Here is a 19132-nt window from a genome sequence, read left to right as displayed (position 1 = left end):
GGCTGCCGGTTACAACGGTGCTGAGGACGATCGTCGATCTCGCCGCGGGGCATCTCGATGGTGGGCACCTGGCGGGCATCGTTCGCGACGCTGTTGTCACCAATCGTGTGGATTCGGAGAGTGCGAGCGAGGCGCTGCGGCCGTATGCCCATAGATACGGGCTCCAGCTGGGCGATGGGGAAGGTCTTCTGAGTCGCTTCCTCGACGAGGCTGGGATTCCTCAGTCCACACGTGCGCTAGGCCAGCGTCTGGCTGTGCAAGGGGAACTCGGGCTGGTGAACACCGACTTCCTGAATTCTCCGGCGATGCAAAGTCTTCGCGAAACGATGACACTGGTCAATTCTCCGGCGATGCAAAGTGTTCGAGAAACGATGGCACTGGCCGCTCTTCCGGTGATGCAAAATCTTCGGGAATCGATGACACTGGTCAATTCTCCGGCGATGCAAAGTCTTCGAGAAACGCTGACACTGGTCAATTCTCCGGCGATGCAAAGTGTTCGAGAAACGATGGCACTGACCGCTCTTCCGGCGATACAAAACCTTCGGGATGCGGCAGCTGCTGTGGATCCGCCCGTGGACGCTGAGGCTCGGAAGATCGTCGACCGCCAGCGGCGCGCGCAGTGACGAAAGTTCGAGGAGCTGCGGCGTTCCAGCGGTCTCTGAAGGACCGACTGAAGAGAGAGTCCAAACTTCGAGGGCGTCCATTCGAGCATTTGCACCGGGAGTTCTATCTCCAACGGTTCTTGGCGCGGATCTTCTCGCAACCGGAGGGGCGATGGCTGCTCAAAGGTGGTGCCTCACTGTTGGTGCGGCTCCCAGATGCGCGCTACAGCCAGGATATCGACCTTCTGCATGCTACAGCGGGCCTCAAGGAGGCAGTCGAAGATCTTCGGGCGGCGGCAGATCTGAGCGAACTCGATCCACTTCGCTTCGCTATACGCGATGAACCTACCGCGATGACTGGTGGCGTCGCCGGCGCGAAACTCAAGGTTGACGTCTATTACGACGCACTGCAACTCTTCACTTTTCCGATAGACCTTGCGACTGAGCTTGTTGCGGTAGGTGACGTCGACTATCAGTATCCGACACCGGTCGTGGTCATGGAAGATCTGGCTGCGATGCCGAAATTTGCGTTGTACCCGTTGCCGGCGCAGATCGCCGACAAGATGTGTGCGATGTATGGAAAGTACGGGCCGGATGGTGGTCCGTCGTCGCGGTATCACGATCTGGTTGATCTGGTACTGATAATTTCTGCTTGGCGTTTCGCAGCGGATGTGTTGGCGCGTGGCCTGTCTCAGGAGTCCGAACGTCGGGGATTGGACTTGCCGCCGGCCATGTCCGCGCCTTCCTCTGGGTGGACTGCCGGTTATGAGGCGCTTGCTCGAACGGTGTCGGGATTGCCTGATACGGCGTTGACTCTTGACTCGGCGTTGGTGGCTGCAGGGCGGTGCCTTGATCCTATTTTGTCGAATCAGGTTGTTCTCGGATTTTGGGACCCGGACACTGCAGAGTGGGTTGAGTAGTTCGGAATCGGAAAGCCAGAAATACATAGAAATGAACGCTCTTCGTCAGGGAGAGCGCAGAGGAGCTCAATTCGGACGGCACGGTGGGTGGCCCCGATTACCGGCGGCTGACCATGTGCCACAAAACCCCAACGGTGGTTGGATCCAGCACCTCGAACTAGACGTCAGCGCGCTCGATCAGCCGGCGGAGGTCCCGATCGTAGTGATAGTGCACGATCTCGCCTGACGTAATCAGTTCGATTGCTTGGTCGATGACTGTACGGGGCACGACAAACCATTCTGACGGGTCGTAGTTGCGGCCCTTGCTGTCGACTTGGGTTAGATCCAGGCGTACTTCGGCGAAGACACGGTGCAGCAGGTTCTCCACCGCTGCGGCCCGTACGTTGTAGACGCGGTAGGTCGCGACGACAGCGACCGGTGCCATCAGGTACGTCGGAGATTTTTCAGCGTTCTTTATTCTCATCTCCACCGGTCCGCGCGAGAAGCCGATCTTGTGCAGGTCGTCGATTCCGGCGATGAGCGGATCGGTGCTCAGAGAGCGCAATACGTAGATATATCCGCTGACCTCGTCGTCGGTGAGGATCTCCGGCTGGACGCGCGATGCGACGATCTGCCCGTCCTCGTCGCCCAGTCTTATTGCGAGAGACTGTCGGAGCATCCGCGATTCGGTGCCGTTCTCGAAGACGCAGCGCAGTCTCTCACGCTTGTAATCGCGGACGGTCGACTTCTTGTACTCCGTTTCGCCGACCTCGGCGATGAACAGCATCACCCCGTTGAGGACGAAGAAGGCACCGGGGACGATGTGTGTCACACCTGGGTACGGCATCAACTGGGCGATGCCGTCGCGTAGCTCGGCGTGCTTCTGCGTGAACAACGGTGCGAACTCTGCGAAGCCCGACGCCGGGCGACGCCGGGCGATGTCGTCGGGGGCGAAGTGTTGCCGGCGAACCGGAAGGCCCGACATGTCCAGGATGCCGGACTCGTCGGCGAGCAGGCCGAGTGGATCATCGTCGAGGAGTTCTTCGATCGAGCCCGGAGCCTCGGGTACAGCAAGCAGTCCGAGTTCGTCGAGATGGGCGAGGGCATCGATCTTGGTGTCGTCGGCCAGAATGCCGTCCAGGCGCGCGCCGAGCTTACGTTCGGAGATCTCCCGCGTCGTCGGGCTCGGTAGCCGGCCATGCGTGCGCCGGAATTCCACGATTTCGAGGAAGGCCCGTTCGAGTCGGTCACTCGAAGTGACTTTGGTGGGCTTGTCGGGCAGGTCGAGCAGACCGTCGACATCGGTGTCGATCAACTGCTGGAAAGTGTCTACTTCTGGCACACGGTCGTCGGCTGTGTCCTCGTCTAGCGGCATCAGGAGGTCTCGCTACCGGTCGTGGGTGTAGCAGCCATACGCTGCTGCTTGAGGCGTTGCAAGAACAGCAACGCCTCGGCGTAGCGTTTTTCGCTGGGGTCATCGGATCGCACGTCGGGTCGCCGCCCGTGGACTTTGACCCATGTCTGGATCTTGGGGAACAGTGCGAGTGCCTCTTCTTCGCTGATTTCGACTCGGGTCGAGGTGATCGCATCGGAGATGATCTTGAGCACTGACGGTGTCACCGACTTCGACATCACCTCGAATGCACGCTGGAACGGGTTGATGGTGTCGATCAGGTTGATGTTGACGTCGTCGATGTTGACGAATGTGTCGGCCATCTTGATGAACCGCTTGTCACCGACCTGTTTGACCTCACCGTTTTTGATCACCGAATCGACGACGACCTGCTGCCGAACTTCCTCGACCTGCTCGTCGGTGAGGTCTGGGTAGCGTTCTCGGATGATTTTGGGGATCAGGACTTTGTTCGTCGTTTCCGGGTCGACGCTGCCGGCGGCGGCCTTCGCGAACGTCTCGTTCTGCAGGATGTTGGCCTTGAGGTCGTTGAGGTCGGTCTCCACAATCTGCTTGACCCGCTCGCTCGATGGCTCTTTGAATCCCTTGATCTTGATGGTCCCCGGTTCTGGGGCGTCGTCGTTTTCGCGTTTGGCCTTGAACGCAAAGTTGGGGGCCAATACCTGTTCCATCAGCAGCGATGCGGTGATCGCCTTGAGCATGTTGTTCACCGACACCGTCACCTCGCCGCGCTCGGCGTCCGGCTCGGCGAGCAGGTTGGTGAACTGCGCATGCGTCTTGCCGGGGCTGTCGCGGGTTACCCGACCGATGATCTGGATGATTTCAGTCAGAGACGCCCGGTATCCGACGGTCAGCGCGTGCTCGGCGAACGGCCAATCGAACCCTTCCTTAGCCATGCCGAGAGCGATGATGATGTCGACGCCGTCGCGTTCTTTCGCGGCCACAGACGTCAGGTAGTGCAAGGTGTCGGCGCGCTTGTTCTGGTCGGTGTCGTCGACCAGATCGGCCACTCGCAGCACCTGCTCGGTGCCTGCGCGACGGATTCGGATGATGCCGGTGCCGGCTTCGGTGTCGATCACCTCGCCGATCGTGTCGATGATGAACCCGACTTCCTCGATCTTGTCCTTGGTCGACTCACCGGAGTTCACGTTCGGGATGTGCACGATCGTCTTCTTGTCCAGATCGAAGATGTCGGCGATTGCCTCGGTGTAGCGGCCCTGATAGAAGTGGTGCCCGATCCCCAGCGATTTCAGATAGCGGTAGCCGTTGAGCTGGTCGTAGTAGTTGAACGTCACCGGCGTGAACTGAGCCTCATCGGCAGCGGAGAGCACCGGAACCGAATCGCCGCGGAAATACGAGCCGGTCATCGCAACGATGTGGACATCCGAACCAGCCATTACGTCCTTGAGCAGCGCACCCAACCGGCTGCCTTCGATATCAGCTGATACGTGGTGGAACTCGTCGATTGCCAGCACCGTGCCGTTGAATTCTGTTGACGCCAGCCGTTCGAATGCGAAGCGCAGCGTCGCGTGAGTGCACACCAGGATCGGATCATTGGAGCCCAGGAAGTCGATGAACGCATCGACCTTGCCTGCCGACGATCCGGGCGTGCACAGATTCCGCTCGGGTTTGACCTCCCAGTCCGCGAAGAAGCCATGTGAGGTCAACTTCGTCGAGGAAAATGACGCACCGATGGAGCGTTCGGGAACCGCTACGATCACCTTTGTGCGGCCCTGGTTGAACAGCTTGTCCAAGCCGACGAACATCAACGCCCGCGACTTACCGGACGCCGGTGGAGCCTTGATCAGCAGATGCTGGGCGTTGCGCTTGGCGAATACCCGCTGCTGCATCTCCCGCATACCCAACGCGTCGGTGTTCACCGACGCCCCGGTCTGCGCGTACGTCACATCAACGACGTTCACCGCACCACTCACTTCCTGCTCCTCTTCGCGGGTGTCGCCTGCTCCTCGGTTGTCATTGCCTCGTACATGGCAAACAGGTCCGACAACCGCTCCTCATCGGCCTCATAACCGGTCTTGGAGTAGATCGAATCCACCAGCGTGTCAACCTCCGCGTGCGCTGACCGGAGATCATCAGGCATCTTGTCCGGATCGTAGAGTTCAGCAAGAGTCCTCTCGCAGTGATACTCCCGGACGTCCAACACTCGCAGCGCTGCCAGCGTTAGTTTCTCGGTCACCGCGTCCAACAACGGGGGCACCGGAAAATTGTTGTAAACGATCGTGCTGGAATACCGGTAGTCGGTCTTCATCTTGCCGCCAACAGCTCGTGTCCACACCATATGCATCCGCGACGTCAAAAGTGCGAACAGCCATGGCTCCGGATCGTACACAGCAAACGCGAGGTTAGAGACGACGGTGCTCGGGCCAAGATAGCCCATTGGGATGTACTCGCGGCGTTCAGATGAGACGCTAGGGATAATAATTGAATCCGTCGACTTGTAGCTGATTTGGACAAACCGATGAGGCTTAGCTGCGTAAGCGGCGGTGCTCGCAGCCTTGCTCTCCGCGCGATCGGCCCCGACTCGGGTGAGCCTGGCTGCGATCGAGTGGATCGACAGTGCTGCGGCCAGGGAGTCGTCATCGATCCACAGACAATAGCGTTCACCATCATTGATTAGCTCCGACGAACCCATATACCGCTTGATTAGATTCTCCGATCGAGCGTCCTCGCCGATCAGTTGGTCTCGCTCTGCCGGCGACAGAATTAGGCCGCCACCATCTCGCGGCATCGACCCGAAGACCATCGCTGGCCGTGGTGCGCCCAGTGGGGTATTTCGCCTATCGACAAAGACATTCGCGCCGTCGGCGAGGTATCCGTTGATGTTTTTCGCGGTGATCTTCAGGTCGTCGGTATATATATATTTTGGGCCCGTACGAATAGCTCGTAACCCAATCACGGCTACAGTCACTCCGGCATTTCGCTTCGCGTTGTTCTCCCATTTGAACGAGGTGTAGGCGAATCCGATTTCGACCCCTCGGCCGAATATTGTCGGAAACATGAGTCCGACGTGCTCACCCTGGGCAACGGAGTTTGTAGTGACGAAAGCGAGTTCGGCGGCCGTTCCCTCGATATAGTCAGCACCCCTCATGAACCACAGCGCGATGTAGTCGAGATTCTTCGAGTACGGACGATCCTTGAAAACAAACCCGTAGTCCTCTTTTTGGGCCGGTTGTTGAGTCTTAGCGCCGGCGTACGGCGGGTTTCCAATTAAGTAGATCTCAGACCGAGCGTCATTCGGACAAATGGCATTCCAGTCGACGCGCGTGGCGTTATCAGCGCGAATCTGACCGGTCTCCTTGAGCGGGATTAGTGGGATCTCGACGCCGAATTTTTCCTTGAACTCGCGGTTCATCTGGTGCTTGGCGATCCAGAGTGACAATATTGCTACCTCGACGGCGAAGTCGTCGATTTCGATGCCGTAGAGGTTTTCGATGTCGATCTTCGATACCGCGTACAGAACTTGGTGCTTGGCGCTTAGCTCGGCGAGGCGTTCGAGGATCGCGTGCTCCAGTCGGCGGAGCTCTTTGTAGGCGATGACCAGAAAGTTCCCCGAGCCGCATGCAGGGTCGAAAACCCTGATCTGGCCGATCCGCTCAAGCAGTTTCTCCAGCTGGCTGACGTTGTCGAAACTGGAGTCGAACTGAACTTTGAGACCATCGAGGAACAATGGTTCGATCGTCTTCAGGATGTTCGGTACCGATGTGTAGTGCTGTCCAAGATCCGATCTTTTCCCCGGTGTGACGATGGCCTGGAACATCGATCCGAAGATGTCGGGGTTGATCTCGCTCCAGTCCAGCGCCCCGAGATCGAGCAGCAGGGCGCGGGAATGCTTGGTGAAACCAGGCACCACGTGCTCTGTCGAAACCTCGAACAAGCGACCGTTGACATACGGGAACGCCGACAGGTAGTGCGGCTTGTCAGTGGCCGCCTCGGTGTCCAGCGCAGCAAACAGGTCAGTGAGGAAAGCCGCGACGTCCGAGCCGTCGGCCTGGGTGTGTGAGCCGACCGCTGTTGTGAACTGGTTGTCGTCGAAAATTCCGGTGTCTTCGGCGAAGAAACAGAACAGTAGCCGAGTGAAGAACACGTTTAGGGCATGTCGGCCATGTGCCTGGTGGATCAGGTTCGGGTTGGCTGCGAGGAGCTCATCGAACAGCTTGCCCATCCGTTCCGCAGCCTTGACGTCCGCGTGTGCTTCGGAGGTGTACTGGGCCTTCTCCATGCCGGCCCAGGGCAGGAAAAATGTGAAGTGCTTGGCGATGTCTCGGATTGGGAATACTTTGTTCTCCGCCGTTTTCATGTCTACGGCGACGAGCTCGTCGTAGTCGGTGACAATGACGAACCGCGTGTTGTAACGCGTCACCGCCGGTGAGGTCCGAAGCTCCTCGATGTCGGCCAGTGGTTCCCGGTTGGTCTCGCGGAAGTACACGACGTTCTTCTGGGCGACCTCGAGATCGGGGTCGGTCGCTACGTTGCGCGATCCGTTGCGTAGAAGAGTGACGTTACTTTTCGGCTTTCCGTAGGCCAGCAGCAGGTCGAAGATGAATTCGCGATCGTAGGACTCGCGATTGCCGAGGTGAGCGACCCGCTCCTCGACGGCTTTGAAATTCAACCTCGCCATGCGTGCTCAACCCTTCTAGACGCCCGCCGGACATGCGGCGAGCCAGTGACTCTGATCATGTCACCTAACCAAACACCCCAGGAAAGCGACCAGCGTCTCTGAATCTCTGAAGATGGCCACCCAGGACAAACGTCAACGCCGATACTTACTCCCCGCGTGAGACCGCCGAGAGCGTGGCCACGGATTTGCGATTGAGTCGTGCGACCACGTTGGGTGGCACGACCTGCTCCGATAAACACTCGAACGGGTTGAGGAGTTGTGCGCGGCGATTGTGGCCGCCGAGTGTGCGACGGGAGTCATTTAATCCGTTAGCGCACAAGCGCACTGAGATGTCGATAGAGGGTCGCCCGGCCGATTCCGAGTACTGACGCGATCTCTGTTTTCGGCGTGCCGTCGTCGAGCATTCTGCGAATGTGGCGAGCCTTCTCGGTGTCGATTTTGGCTGGTTGCCCGCCGATGCGCCCGCGGGCTCGCGCAGCGGCAAGGCCGGCCATGGTGCGTTCCTTCACGAGGTCTCGCTCGAACTCGGCGAGAGAGCCAAAGATGTTGTAGGTCAAACGTCCTCCGATCGTGGAGGTGTCGATCCCTTCGGTGATGCTGCGTAGCGACGCGCCTTTGGCCTCGATGAGGTTGACGGTTTCGATAAGGTGGCTCAGAGAACGTCCTAGTCGATCGAGTCGCCATACTGCAACGATGTCACCCGCGCGCACGCTATCGAGGAGTAGCTGCAGTTGGGGACGATCTTTGTCCGCCCCGGACGCAATCTCTTCCCAGACCCGGAAACAGCCGGCGGCCGTCAGTGCGTCTCTCTGGAGATCCAGCGACTGATCGGTGGTCGAAACCCTCATGTATCCCAAAACGGCGCTCATAAGGATGACTGTCTCAGAAACGGTCGACAAGGCACAGGCGACGTGTCAGAGGCTGAGACAGGTTTCTGAGACACATCACGATTGAGTCTCGAAGTCGAGCTGTCTGTCAGTTTCAGAAGACGGCTGCACGATGTCAGAAGTGCACTGCAGTGCAACTCCGAGTTCTCGAGCACACGTCCGGCCTTATCCAGTGAGCGCTGCGATCCCTGACTGGATAGCGCATTGATGGTGAAATTTCCCATCAAGTTTTACTGGCCGTCGGTGAGCTGCGGGTCTAGCGCCGCGGCCGGCCATGGACGGCTGTTGTCGCGCGAAGTGCTCGATCGGACACTTGCGGCATGGGCGGCGAGAAAGTTGTCGACGATTTGGATGCAGTCGTCGGCGTGGATGTGGCGCAGTCCTGTGAGGCGAGCGAACACTATCGGTCCGAGGAGCTGAATGAGGGCGAAGGTGGTGTCGATCTCGCCGAGCACAGCGCGAGCGTCAGGCGCCGTCAGGATCTGATCCAGGGACCTGCGGTATTGCTCTATGACACGGGCCCGAAGCGAGACCACCGCGCCAGGATCGAGATCGCGCCGGCTGGCGTCGCCGCTGTTGACGGGCCCCATTGCCAGCCAGGCCAGCGTGGTCATCTGCACCGGAGCTTGGTCGATGAGGTCGGCTTGGGTGGTGAGCAACGAAATCAGACGTTCACGTAGCGGACCGGTATCGATATCGGTGTCGACTGGGGGTAATAGTCGCTCGAAGGTTGCAGCGAGCAGGTCAGTGGTACTTCCGAAATGTCGGTACAGAGTGGCACGTGCAACCTTCGACATGCGGGTGACCGCCTCCACGGTGACCGCCTCCACACCGCCGGTGGACAGCAGCTGACCGGCCGCTTCGAGTAACCGGTTACGTGAGCGCGCCAGCCGGGGGTCGGCCGAGCCCTCGGTTGCAACGAGAGGGTCGACCATGAACGGGCTCCGCTCCATTTGACTGACAAGACATGTCCTCGATTGATCATTCTGTCACACCCGCAGAGTTGTGATACTAATAGTCTCGAACCGAGACGATCAGTCTCGAACTGGGAGGCTGGCCGTTGAACGAACGTAGATCCGACTCTGCCAGCGTCGCTCGATGGAGCGGTGCCCAGTGGTGGATGTTGATTGTGTCGTGCATGGCAGTCGCGTTGGTGGTGGCCGCAATGGCAGCATTGTATTCAGCGTTGCCCCAGATCGCGGTCGCGACAGGGGCGACGCAAGCCCAACTGACCTGGATAGTCGACGGTTATACGTTGGTTTTGGCGTGCTTCGTTCTGCCTGCCGGTGCGATCGGTGACCGGTACGGTCGCCGGGGGGTGCTCGTGGCGGGGTTGGCGTTGTTCGCTTTCGCGTCGGCATTGCCCTTGTTTCTCGCCGACCCGGCGTGGCTGATCGCTGCTCGCGCGTTGGCTGGGGCGGGTGCGGCGCTGGTCATGCCCTCGACGCTGTCGATACTGACCGCGGGATTTCCACCGGCGCATCGCGGGGCAGTAGCGGTGGCTACCGAGCGGCCCTGCGCATCGTCCATCGTGGCCGTGAGATCCAGTTTGCGCCCATCACGAGACCGAACGGCAGCACGCAATACGTATGGAGTGCCGAGCAGAACCGGCGCTAGGTAGTCGAGCTCGAGACGCCGCGTCACGGCGAGCTCACCCACTGTGTAGAGCAGGAAGCCGAACAGATCGTCGAGAACGGTCGCCACCGCGCCGCCGTGTGCTATCCCGGGTGCCCCGACATGACGTTGATCGAACACATGGTGAGCCACCACGCCGTTCTCGTCACGCTGGACCGACAGGGCATGGCCGTGCGGGTTCTGCGGCCCACAACCAAGACAGTCGGGGTGGTGGGGCGGTAGATCAGGCGAATCGAAACTCGTGCTCCAGAACGAGCGCGCCCAGTTCTCGATAGCGGGGCCGGCCGACCCGCTGACCTCGTCTGGAATTCTTTTCATGGTCGGACCTCTCTGTCGTGAAAACATTGTGCCGAGTCTGTCGCGTCTTCGTGCGCTCGGCCTGCACCGCTGTTAGTTTCGAAAGATAAACTGCACTATGTCAGAAGTGAACCGCACTAAAGGATCGACCAAGCCGACATAGCTTTAAAGAGAGAAGTGATCTGCCGCGAGGATTTCGGACCTGGAGATGACTATTCTGAGGCCGCGTTTGCGGACTGCCCGTAACTGAGTTCTTGTCTAGGGAACATTCCAGCCACCACGAAGGGCATCTCGCGAATGCAACTATCTCACACCCGACCTGCCTCGGCCGAATGCTGCGACGACCCCAATCTCTGCCGCTCCGCGGCGGCAGGCGAGGCCCGCGCGCCTCGCATCAAGATGACCGCGCTCTGAGGTCGATTTGTTGCGCCCAACGCTTGAAGGAGCGCGTCCAGCGCGATGTCCTCGTTATCGAATATCAAGATTGCATGGAGGTCGTCGCGGAGTGCGCAGCGGGCGCAGAAACGGGATCGGTAGCGTTCGCCTTTCGTGGTTGCAGGCGTTCGCAGCGCAGGTCGAGCGCGATGCCGGGCGCACTCTTGGCGTTGATCGCGGAGTTGAACCGTCAGATCGGCGACCTCGAAGCCGATCTGCCCCGCCATTTTGAAACACACCCGGACGCTGACACACAACGCCGCCATCTACCTCTCCCTGCCAGGAATCGGTGTCATCCTCGCCGCCCGGGGCTCGGTGAATTCAGCGACGACGTCGACCGCTACACCAACGCCAAGTCTCGCAAGAATTACGCCGGTACGTCACCCCTGACAGTTGCGTCGGGCAAGAAGCGGGCCGTACTGGCTCGACATATCCGCAACCGGCGGCTCTACGATGCCATCGACCGGTGGGCGTTCTGCGCCCTCAGCCAGAGTCCGGCCGCTCGCGCGTTCTACGAACAACACCGTGCTACCGGAGACCTCCACCACCAAGCGCTCCGCGCACTCGCCAACAGACTTGTCGGGCTCCTGCACGGGTGCGTACGCCACTGCACCGAATACGACGAACACACCGCTTGGGCACACCGCACCGCGCAACAACCCGACGCAGCTTGACAAGTTAGAATTATTGGATATCTAGGGTGATTCAGTCCATTTTGTGGCGGGACGCGAAACCGGGATGGCTGAATGGCAGACTGCGTGAGAAGGCCACGCCTACGGTTGCGGCCGCGCCGTCGATGATTCCCCACGTCGTCTCTGATAGGTGTGCGGCGAAGAACGTATCATCCACCCCTTGCTCACGACCGTTGTCGATCCACCACTGAGTCGCAGATAGACCAGAACCCAGAATGGACGCCACGGCCAAGGGAATGACCGAAGTATCTGCGTGAACACGCTGAAGACTTTCAGTGAACCGATCGGCGACGACCTCCATCACCGACCTCAGTTCGTCAGCAACTCCGCCATTTCCCGATCCGGAGTACTGAAACAAGTGATTCGCCATAAGGAATCTGACGACAGTGGGATACTGCCCGACGAGCGCGACGTAGCTCTGGACGGACGAGCGAACCATGTCGTCAACCGAAAGATAATCTTGGTCGGCGAGAATAGTGACTTTCGCCGAATCCCACATCAACGCACCGAGTTTCGCCGCCACCGCCGCGTTCAAGCCCGCTTTGTCGCCAAAGTAGCGATACAGCTTTGGTTTAGATACACGGGCCTCCGCAGCGATGTCGTCCATGCTGACGCCTGCACCATACTGTTCGATGATCCGTATGGTCGCGTCGACCAGCTGCGCGCGTACCTCGACTCTATGCTCATCCCAGCGGGTGCTACGGGCATCGGCCACTCGACGCTGCACCTGAGATGGAGTAAATGAAACGCGGCGGACGAATGACATTATGGGGTTAACAATACCCTGAAGGGTCCTCTCAAGCGAGTCGGGCTGGAGAGCCGTTCGCTGAAACCTCTCGGTTCGCTCGCAGCGGTTCGGCACCCTCCCTCAAGCAGCCGATCGTCCGCCGGATCGCACCGTGTCGATCACATACACCGGCGGCACGACCGGAAAGCCGAAGGGAGCCATCGGAGGCTTCGGCAATGTTCACGATGACGCAGATTCAACTCTCCGGAGTGAGAATGGCCGGGTTCCCCAAATTCTCGATGTGCACCCCGCTGTCGCATGCTGGGGCCGCGTTCTTCGTGCCGACCCTGACGAAAGGCGGCCCGATGATGGTGCTGCCGAAGTTTTATCCGCCGAGGTGCTGCGCACCATCGACGCAAAAAAGATCACCGTGGCGATGCCATCGATGCTGTACGCCTCGATGGACCCCTCCCAACTCGGACACGCGCGGCCTGTCGACGATCGTGGCCGTCTCACGAGCTCATGTGTGTCCGGTCGACGGTTCAAAAGCCATCGCCTACCGTGGCTGCGTCCAATCGGGCCGCTGCTTCGTTGAAATAGTTTGGTGCCTCCATGTTGATCATGTGACCGATCTGTGGCAACGCCACGAACTCATGCAACCGGCGGCGCTGCTGCAGTCGGTCGGCGAGATCAATGGAATGAACCGCGGGTGTCAACTTGTCGGCCGAGCCCACGATCACGGTCGTCGGAACCGTAAGTGAGTCGATTCCTTTGCTCACATCGATGGTGGCCAGGACCCTGCCCCACATTCCCCGAACCGCAGGGGGGCACCGCAGTACTATGTCGGAACACTCAGCCACAACGTCTGCTGGCGCGTGTGGACCCATCGTCCCGTATTTCACCAACCGTCGGTTGAAGCGAGTGTCAAGCATCTCCGGTCCCGCGGTGGCGAGCCCGGCTGCGAATGCCCGCTCCAGTGAGGCGCGGAATCGACGTGGCGACCCAATTAGCGTCGATTTACTCACCAACTGCGAGGGGCCGGTACTCGCCAAGACGGCACCACGGGATAAGACGGGCACCGACTCCGGGTGCTCGGCAGCCCAACCCATGATGGACATCCCGCCCATACTATGACCGGTCACCAATGCCTTACGATTAGACGTGACGACAGCGCGCAAGACAGCCTCGAGATCGTCGCCGAGCACCGACGAAGAGAAGGGCGCGCGACCCCGGTCGCTCCAGCCATGCCCTCGTTGGTCATACACCACCACACGGTGTGTGGTGGCGAAGTGCTCGATCTGAGGTCTCCAGAACCGACCTTGGCAAGCCCACCCGTGGCTGAACACCAGCAGCGGCGCATCATCACCGAGCCCGTACTCCTCGACAAACAGCCTCGTGCCGTCACTGGAGAGAACCTCCCGCGACCGCCGCGACAATAGGCCAGCTTTCGAGGAGTCAGAGGTCATCGAAACTCACCGTCACAGCGTCGGTGAGCGGAAGTGCCTGGCACGCGAGTCGCTCGCCGTCCTCAATGTCGTCGTCTACGAGGATGTTGTTCTGCACCATCTCGACATCGCCATCGATGAGCTTGCACACACACGCGCTGCATGCGCCCTCTCGGCACGAGTACGGTGCATTGTGCCCTCGCGAGAGCAGCACATCGAGCAGAGGCGTGTTACGTGGCCACTCCGTGGTGATGCACTCTCCGTTCAGGTAAACCGTGGCCGTAGCTACACCCTCGTCGTCACTGAGTCGACGCAGTGTTGCGGTGTCGAACGGGTCACCCGTCAGCGACTGGAATACCTCTCGATGTACATCCGAATGATCCACTCCGCATGCGGCGGCAGAGCTTTCCACAAGATCCATGAAAGGGGAAGGCCCGCAGGTGAAAATTGCCGATCCCTTGTGTTCACGAATAATCTTTTCTACAGCCTCTGATGTGGGAATCCCGTTCTCCGACTCAAGCCAGTCAACCAAAGTGAACCGCTCGGCGAATTCAGATCTAATCTGCTCAAGCCGGCACTTGTACATGATCGAATCGGAGTCACGGTTTGCGTAGAACAGGACAACTTCCCCACTGCCCGACACCAGAGCCGACTGCACCAGCGACAGAACCGGAGTGATGCCGCTTCCGCCAGCGAAGAAGAGCAAGTCGACGTCGAGGCTCTTAGCGGTAAACTTTCCCGATGGCGTGAGGACGGTCACCTCCATGCCGATGGAAACGTTGTCACACAACCAGTTCGACGCATACCCCCCAGCGGTGCGCTTCACCCCGATCTCGAGGCGGAAGTCATCGACATGAGGCGAACTGCTCAGCGAGTAGCATCGTGCGACGTGGCCCGTCTGGTCGGACGGGATCTTCAACGTAATGAACTGCCCGGGTAGATGCTTGAAATCGTCGACGATCTCGTCAGGCACTTCGAAGGCGATGCTCACGGAGTCCTTGGTCTCCTGCACGACCTCCGACACGGTCAGCGTTCGCGATCGCGCGGTGGTGCCCGGCCGATTCTCCTGTTCGAGGGTCATTTGATGATCCCCCGCTTACGAGCCAAGGCGTAGCCCGCGCGTGTGACAGGCGCAGAGATGTCCTGGTAGCGCGGACCGACAACGCGTGCGACAAAGTCGAAGCCACGTGCGTCTGCGCCGATCAGCACTCGGGGCTTCTTCTTGTCCATTCCCTTGAGGATGGCGCACGCAGCTTTCTCCGGAGTGGTCCTGGCGATGTTGTTGAACATCGAGGCAATGGTGGCGGTATCTGCCCCCATATCGGATACACCACGAGCGTTGTTGACGATATTAGTCTTGACGCCGCCGGGGTGAACGCATGTCACCGTGACCGGATGCCGACTGATTTTCATCTCTTGCCGAAGCGCTTCGGTGAAGCCACGCACACCGAACTTCGCGGCGTTGTAAGCGCTTTGACTGGGGATCCCGACCAGACCGAAGACGCTGGAGGTGTTTACCAGATGACCATCACCAGAGGCGATCAGATAAGGCAGGAACGCCTTGGTCCCGTTGACGACACCACCGAAGTTGATGCCCATCAGCCAGTCGAAATCCTCCCAGGACATGTCGACAACGTCGGCGCCGAGGGCGACGCCGGCATTGTTGAACACCATGTTGACGCGCCCGAAAGACGACTGCACGCTCTCTGCGTAAACCTGGAACGCAGCACGATCTGCCACGTCCAACACCGCGGTCTCCACGGTCGCACGATGCGCGGTACGGCACATGTCCGCCGTCTCCTCGAGATGCACTTCGTCGACGTCGGACAAGGCAAGGCTGGCCCCGCGTTCGGCCAGTTGGAGGGCAAGGGACCGACCGATCCCTGAGGCGGCTCCCGTGACGACTGCGACCTGGGTCGCGTAATTGCCTGCTGTCGAACTACTCACTGTCGGATACTCACTTCTCGATGACCTACGGTTGGATTGTCAGGCGATCTCGTACTCGGCGGGCTCGAAGTCTTTCGTCGCTCGCCAGTACTGCCAGGTGAACCCGGGCCACACCGTACGGTTGACACCTTGCGAGTCCAGATACCAACTCGTACATCCGCCGTTGGTCCACACGCCCTTGGCGAGCTTGTGTTGGATGCTCTTGTTGAAGTGTTCTTGAACCTCGGCCCGCACATCAACACGCTCCGCACCTCGACTGTCGACGGCGTCGATGGCCTTCATGATGTACTTGATCTGCTGCTCGATCATGAACACGACAGAGTTGTGCCCAAGACCCGTGTTAGGTCCGAGCAGGAAGAACAGGTTCGGGAAGCCCTCGGTGGTGATGCCGAGGTGGGTATTGATGCCCGTCCGGTGCCAGTGCGACGGCAAGTCCTCGCCCCGAGCGCCCTTGAGCGCGAGTTGATCGAACCCGTCCGTGACATGGAACCCTGTGGCGTAAATGATCACATCCACAGGGTGTGACACGCCGTCAGGGGTGACGATCGAATCGGCAGTGATCTTTTCGATCCGATCGCTGATCACTGTCGTGTTGGGGGCGGCGAGCGCAGGGTAGTAGTCGTTCGATCCCAGGATGCGCTTGCATCCGATGCGGTAGGACGGCATCAGCTTCCGGCGTAGCTCGGGGTCGGTGATAGAACGCTCGATGTTCCATTTCGCCACCTTTTCGATTGGTCGCATAAGGTTGGAGTGGCCGTTGAGCCCGAAGGCCAGGCTCTCTGCGCCCCAGTAGACCGACCACCGAGCGAGGCGGCGAGTAATGGGGATCTTGCTGAGCAGCGTCCGAAGTACCGGCGGCACCGCGAAGTTCTTGCGTGGAAGTACCCAAGCCGGGGTTCGCTGGAAGACCGTGAGTGTGCCGGCGTCCTTCTGCACGAACGGCACGAACTGAATCGCGCTGGCACCGGTGCCAATGACGGCCACCCGCTTGCCCTGGAGATCCACCGTGTGGTCCCACTGTGCCGAATGGAACGCCTGACCGGCGAACTCGTCGATTCCGGGGATATTCGGAAAATTCGGGATGTGCAGAGCGCCGACACCGGACACGATGTACTGCGCGACGTACTCCCGGCCCGACTCGGTACGCAGGTGCCACCGAGATTCGGACTCGCTCCAGTATCCGGAGACCAACTTCTGCCCGAAGTGGATCTTCTGAGTGACACCACGCTTGTTGGAGATATCTTTCAGGTACTGCTCGATTTCGGGCTGCGAGGACCACACCTTCGACCAGCTACCGCGACTCTCGAACGAGTAGGAGTACATCAGTGACGGTACGTCGCACGCGCATCCCGGATAGGTGTTGTCGCGCCACGTCCCACCGACGGAGTCGGCCTTTTCTAGAACGATGAAATCACTGTACCCGCGTCGGCGGAGCTGGACGGCCATACCGAGGCCAGAGAAGCCGCTGCCGATGATGAGAACTTTGGTAGTGATGGGCTCGGTTATTCCCGGGTCTGTCGCCGTGGCGGCGGACTTGGCGTTGGAGGACGGCATTGTGAAAATCTCCTGATCGAATGCAGAAAACGGACCCGCACGGCGCGCCGTGACGCGTGGCAGGTGTGGGAATGTCATCCGCCCAAGCCCACGAACCGAGGAATCCGGTCGTGGGGTCGAGGAATGGGCTGTGGGACGCGCGGACCGGGCCGGGCGTGTTAGCGCAGATCGTCGGGCAGGCTGCGCGTTGCGCGCCACATCGCCATCGTGAACTTCCCCTCCATCATTCCGGCCTCGTGGAAGAATCGGATCATCGGCTCGGACATGAACTGCAAGTTGACGCGATAGTTCGGGCTCGTCTGCTGCGCCCACAGGCCGCGCAGACGGCTGATTCCGACATCGGGATATACCTTCGGATTGATGAGCAACGGGTATGCAAAGTTCGCAATGGCCGCCAACGTGCCTCTATGCCAGGCGCGCGAGATGCGTCCGCGACGCTGCATCCCTTCCACCATTTCCAGCCGCGCGAACGTGATGTGACGGGCCTCTTCGAGAACGTGGATCTTCATGAGCTGGCGCAGCTGCGGCTGCATTTTCGGGTCATTCATCGCCTCGCGCTGAGCGCGGTCGAGGATCTCCTCGATGAGCAGAGTCGCGCCGGACACGGACGGGCCGAGAGGCACAAAGTGCAAGATCTTCGCGATGCTCAAGAACCCCTTCGGCAACTTGTACGGTGCCAGGCCCGTCTTGTTGATCAGTCGGGCGAACATCGTCGAGTGACGTGCCTCGTCGCCGATCTCGTTAAGGGCGTAGAGGGACCTTTGATCTGTCAGGGCGCCTTTGGCGGATGTTCGGAGCAGCGCCGAGCTGAGCAGATTCTCCGCGTAGATACCGAAGCTGAGGATGCTGACGATTTCGTGGCGCCCGAGTTCCGCCTTTTGCTCGTCGCTCATTCTCTCCCACAGCTTGGTGCCGTAGAGCGAGACCCGATGCTCTGGCAGGTAGTACTTTCCTTCCTCCCAGGGTGAGTCCCAATCGATGTCGATCTCCGCGTCATAGAATTTTTCGGCCGCCGCCCGCAGCAGTCGGCCGGCAGATCTCTGCATGTCGACGGGCTTGCGGGCGCTGACACGCGCAGCGCCTTCCGTTGAGACGTCGGGCTTGGTCTCCACATTTTGAACGGTCATGTGACACCTCCGTTGCGTTCCGGGCCGAGCTGAGTCTCGACTTCATACCCGTACTCCGGGTACCAGATACTGATAGTGTCTGCGCCAATGCGTTCTTTTGTCAATGTTTGATGTGAAGAAAGTGAGCCTTGCGTGTCTGACGACCACGATCTCGACTACTCCGGCGAGGGCACCTTGGTGTGCCGTGGCAAGGAGATTGCTGTCGGGGTGAAGATCAAAGGCTATTTCCAGCCCCTCAACGGCTTATACACCTGGTACGGAAGGATCGACAAGAATGATGCGCTCCACGCCGCCCTCTCGGGAAGGCGCACGGTTGCCGTCTTTGCGACACCAGAGGGACGCGCCGAGTGCGTCGTGGGCGACCCTGATTTCTGGGACCGCTATCGCATCTCGGGCACGAGCAGACCGCCGTACCACATCCCCACCACGCTCGAGGAAGTTGAGTCGATAGCAGAGAGTGAACATCAGGGTTGACCGACCCGCTTTGCGCCCTGGGTCGTTCCCCAGCATCCAGTCCGATAGCGCCCAGGCGGGTGAAGCAACGCCACCAGACGGCGCGCCGTGTCAGTGAACCGTCCCGGGTTTCTTGCCGCTCCTACGCTTGCAACATCTCCGGGCGGAGAGCCGATTCTTGACTGTGGTAGGCCTTCTCGAATTCGTCTGGTGTGAGGTAGTCGAGGGTGCTGTGGGAGGCGGCGTTGGTTGAACCAGTCGACCCATCCCATCGTGGCGAACTCGACATCGTCGATGGTCTTTAGCGGGCCGTTCAGGAACGGGCCTCTCTTCGATACTCCCTCGGTCTTGAACAACCCAATTGTGCTCTCGGCCAACGCAT

General features: G+C 59.8%; 13 protein-coding genes and 5 pseudogenes. 6 read left to right on the top strand and 12 right to left on the bottom strand.

The features are described from left to right. Both J1M81_RS04415 and J1M81_RS04410 read left to right on the top strand, forming a co-directional pair. Positions 1-623: pseudogene (locus J1M81_RS04415) on the top strand (hypothetical protein); the annotation flags it as partial. Positions 624-742: 119 nt separating this feature from the next. Beyond that, entirely contained in the window at positions 743-1522 is a 780-nt protein-coding gene (locus tag J1M81_RS04410) for a nucleotidyl transferase AbiEii/AbiGii toxin family protein (protein ID WP_206497661.1), read from the top strand. A gap of 157 nt (positions 1523-1679) precedes the next feature. On the opposite strand, the gene J1M81_RS04405 is transcribed toward J1M81_RS04410, so the two are convergent. From J1M81_RS04405 to J1M81_RS04385, 5 genes are all read right to left on the bottom strand, one after another. Next, on the bottom strand, positions 1680-2816 hold the full coding sequence (locus tag J1M81_RS04405; protein ID WP_308051210.1) for a GIY-YIG nuclease family protein: 1137 nt from the start codon (positions 2814-2816) through the stop codon (positions 1680-1682). A 59-nt stretch (positions 2817-2875) separates the two neighbouring features. After that, positions 2876-4846, bottom strand: a complete 1971-nt coding sequence (locus J1M81_RS04400) for a DEAD/DEAH box helicase (protein WP_206497659.1) — start codon at positions 4844-4846, stop codon at positions 2876-2878. Further along, on the bottom strand, positions 4843-7551 hold the full coding sequence (locus tag J1M81_RS04395) for a class I SAM-dependent DNA methyltransferase (RefSeq protein ID WP_206497658.1): 2709 nt from the start codon (positions 7549-7551) through the stop codon (positions 4843-4845). The genes J1M81_RS04400 and J1M81_RS04395 overlap by 4 nt, the downstream gene beginning before the upstream one ends. Before the next feature lie 308 nt (positions 7552-7859). After that, complete coding sequence (locus tag J1M81_RS04390) at positions 7860-8420, bottom strand: recombinase family protein (RefSeq protein WP_206497657.1); 561 nt, start codon at positions 8418-8420, stop codon at positions 7860-7862. A gap of 248 nt (positions 8421-8668) precedes the next feature. Beyond that, positions 8669-9373 (bottom strand): TetR/AcrR family transcriptional regulator, encoded by a 705-nt coding sequence (locus J1M81_RS04385; protein ID WP_032364248.1) that lies wholly within the window; start codon positions 9371-9373, stop codon positions 8669-8671. Between the two features lie 185 nt (positions 9374-9558). Here J1M81_RS04385 and J1M81_RS04380 point away from each other — a divergent pair. Next, positions 9559-9927: pseudogene (locus J1M81_RS04380) on the top strand (MFS transporter); the annotation flags it as partial. On the opposite strand, the pseudogene J1M81_RS04375 reads toward J1M81_RS04380, so the two are convergent. Continuing rightward, positions 9927-10391: pseudogene (locus J1M81_RS04375) on the bottom strand (PaaI family thioesterase); the annotation flags it as partial. The pseudogenes J1M81_RS04380 and J1M81_RS04375 overlap by 1 nt on opposite strands. Before the next feature lie 572 nt (positions 10392-10963). Here J1M81_RS04375 and J1M81_RS04370 point away from each other — a divergent pair. Continuing rightward, positions 10964-11479, top strand: a pseudogene (locus tag J1M81_RS04370) (transposase); the annotation flags it as partial. Positions 11480-11510: 31 nt separating this feature from the next. Here J1M81_RS04370 and J1M81_RS04365 read toward each other — a convergent pair. Further along, positions 11511-12263, bottom strand: coding sequence for a TetR/AcrR family transcriptional regulator (locus tag J1M81_RS04365; protein WP_027498238.1), 753 nt, complete (start codon positions 12261-12263; stop codon positions 11511-11513). Between the two features lie 106 nt (positions 12264-12369). On the opposite strand from J1M81_RS04365, the pseudogene J1M81_RS26165 reads away from it, so the two are divergent. Further along, a pseudogene (locus tag J1M81_RS26165) lies at positions 12370-12736 on the top strand (AMP-binding protein); the annotation flags it as partial. A 30-nt stretch (positions 12737-12766) separates the two neighbouring features. Here J1M81_RS26165 and J1M81_RS04360 read toward each other — a convergent pair. The 5 genes from J1M81_RS04360 to J1M81_RS04340 form a co-directional block, all read right to left on the bottom strand. Beyond that, positions 12767-13690, bottom strand: coding sequence for an alpha/beta fold hydrolase (locus J1M81_RS04360; protein WP_027498239.1), 924 nt, complete (start codon positions 13688-13690; stop codon positions 12767-12769). Beyond that, the gene (locus J1M81_RS04355) at positions 13680-14750 is read right to left on the bottom strand and encodes a ferredoxin--NADP reductase (RefSeq protein ID WP_027498240.1); all 1071 of its coding nucleotides are present in this window, start codon (positions 14748-14750) and stop codon (positions 13680-13682) included. Before J1M81_RS04355 ends, J1M81_RS04360 begins: the two co-directional genes overlap by 11 nt. Further along, positions 14747-15616, bottom strand: a complete 870-nt coding sequence (locus tag J1M81_RS04350; protein WP_027498241.1) for an SDR family oxidoreductase — start codon at positions 15614-15616, stop codon at positions 14747-14749. The genes J1M81_RS04355 and J1M81_RS04350 overlap by 4 nt, the downstream gene beginning before the upstream one ends. Before the next feature lie 39 nt (positions 15617-15655). Next, complete coding sequence (locus J1M81_RS04345; RefSeq protein WP_027498242.1) at positions 15656-17170, bottom strand: NAD(P)/FAD-dependent oxidoreductase; 1515 nt, start codon at positions 17168-17170, stop codon at positions 15656-15658. Positions 17171-17328: 158 nt separating this feature from the next. Then, positions 17329-18297, bottom strand: a complete 969-nt coding sequence (locus tag J1M81_RS04340) for a diiron oxygenase (protein ID WP_027498243.1) — start codon at positions 18295-18297, stop codon at positions 17329-17331. 132 nt (positions 18298-18429) lie between these two features. Between J1M81_RS04340 and J1M81_RS04335 the strand changes: the two genes are divergently transcribed. Further along, the gene (locus J1M81_RS04335; protein ID WP_027498244.1) at positions 18430-18771 is read left to right on the top strand and encodes a DUF4873 domain-containing protein; all 342 of its coding nucleotides are present in this window, start codon (positions 18430-18432) and stop codon (positions 18769-18771) included. Positions 18772-19132: the final 361 nt, after the last annotated feature.

Source organism: Rhodococcus sp. KRD175 (assembly GCF_017168275.1).
GTDB classification, from domain to species: Bacteria; Actinomycetota; Actinomycetes; order Mycobacteriales; family Mycobacteriaceae; genus Rhodococcoides; species Rhodococcoides fascians.
This window is presented reverse-complemented; position numbering and strand designations above follow the sequence as displayed.

Coding starts and splice junctions, on each gene's coding strand:
- J1M81_RS04395 (WP_206497658.1), bottom strand. CDS start 7,551: ATGGCGAGGTTGAATTTCAAAGCCGTCGAGGAGCGGGTCGCTCACCTC.
- J1M81_RS04390 (WP_206497657.1), bottom strand. CDS start 8,420: ATGAGCGCCGTTTTGGGATACATGAGGGTTTCGACCACCGATCAGTCG.
- J1M81_RS04385 (WP_032364248.1), bottom strand. CDS start 9,373: ATGGTCGACCCTCTCGTTGCAACCGAGGGCTCGGCCGACCCCCGGCTG.
- J1M81_RS04365 (WP_027498238.1), bottom strand. CDS start 12,263: ATGTCATTCGTCCGCCGCGTTTCATTTACTCCATCTCAGGTGCAGCGT.
- J1M81_RS04360 (WP_027498239.1), bottom strand. CDS start 13,690: ATGACCTCTGACTCCTCGAAAGCTGGCCTATTGTCGCGGCGGTCGCGG.
- J1M81_RS04355 (WP_027498240.1), bottom strand. CDS start 14,750: ATGACCCTCGAACAGGAGAATCGGCCGGGCACCACCGCGCGATCGCGA.
- J1M81_RS04345 (WP_027498242.1), bottom strand. CDS start 17,170: ATGCCGTCCTCCAACGCCAAGTCCGCCGCCACGGCGACAGACCCGGGA.
- J1M81_RS04340 (WP_027498243.1), bottom strand. CDS start 18,297: ATGACCGTTCAAAATGTGGAGACCAAGCCCGACGTCTCAACGGAAGGC.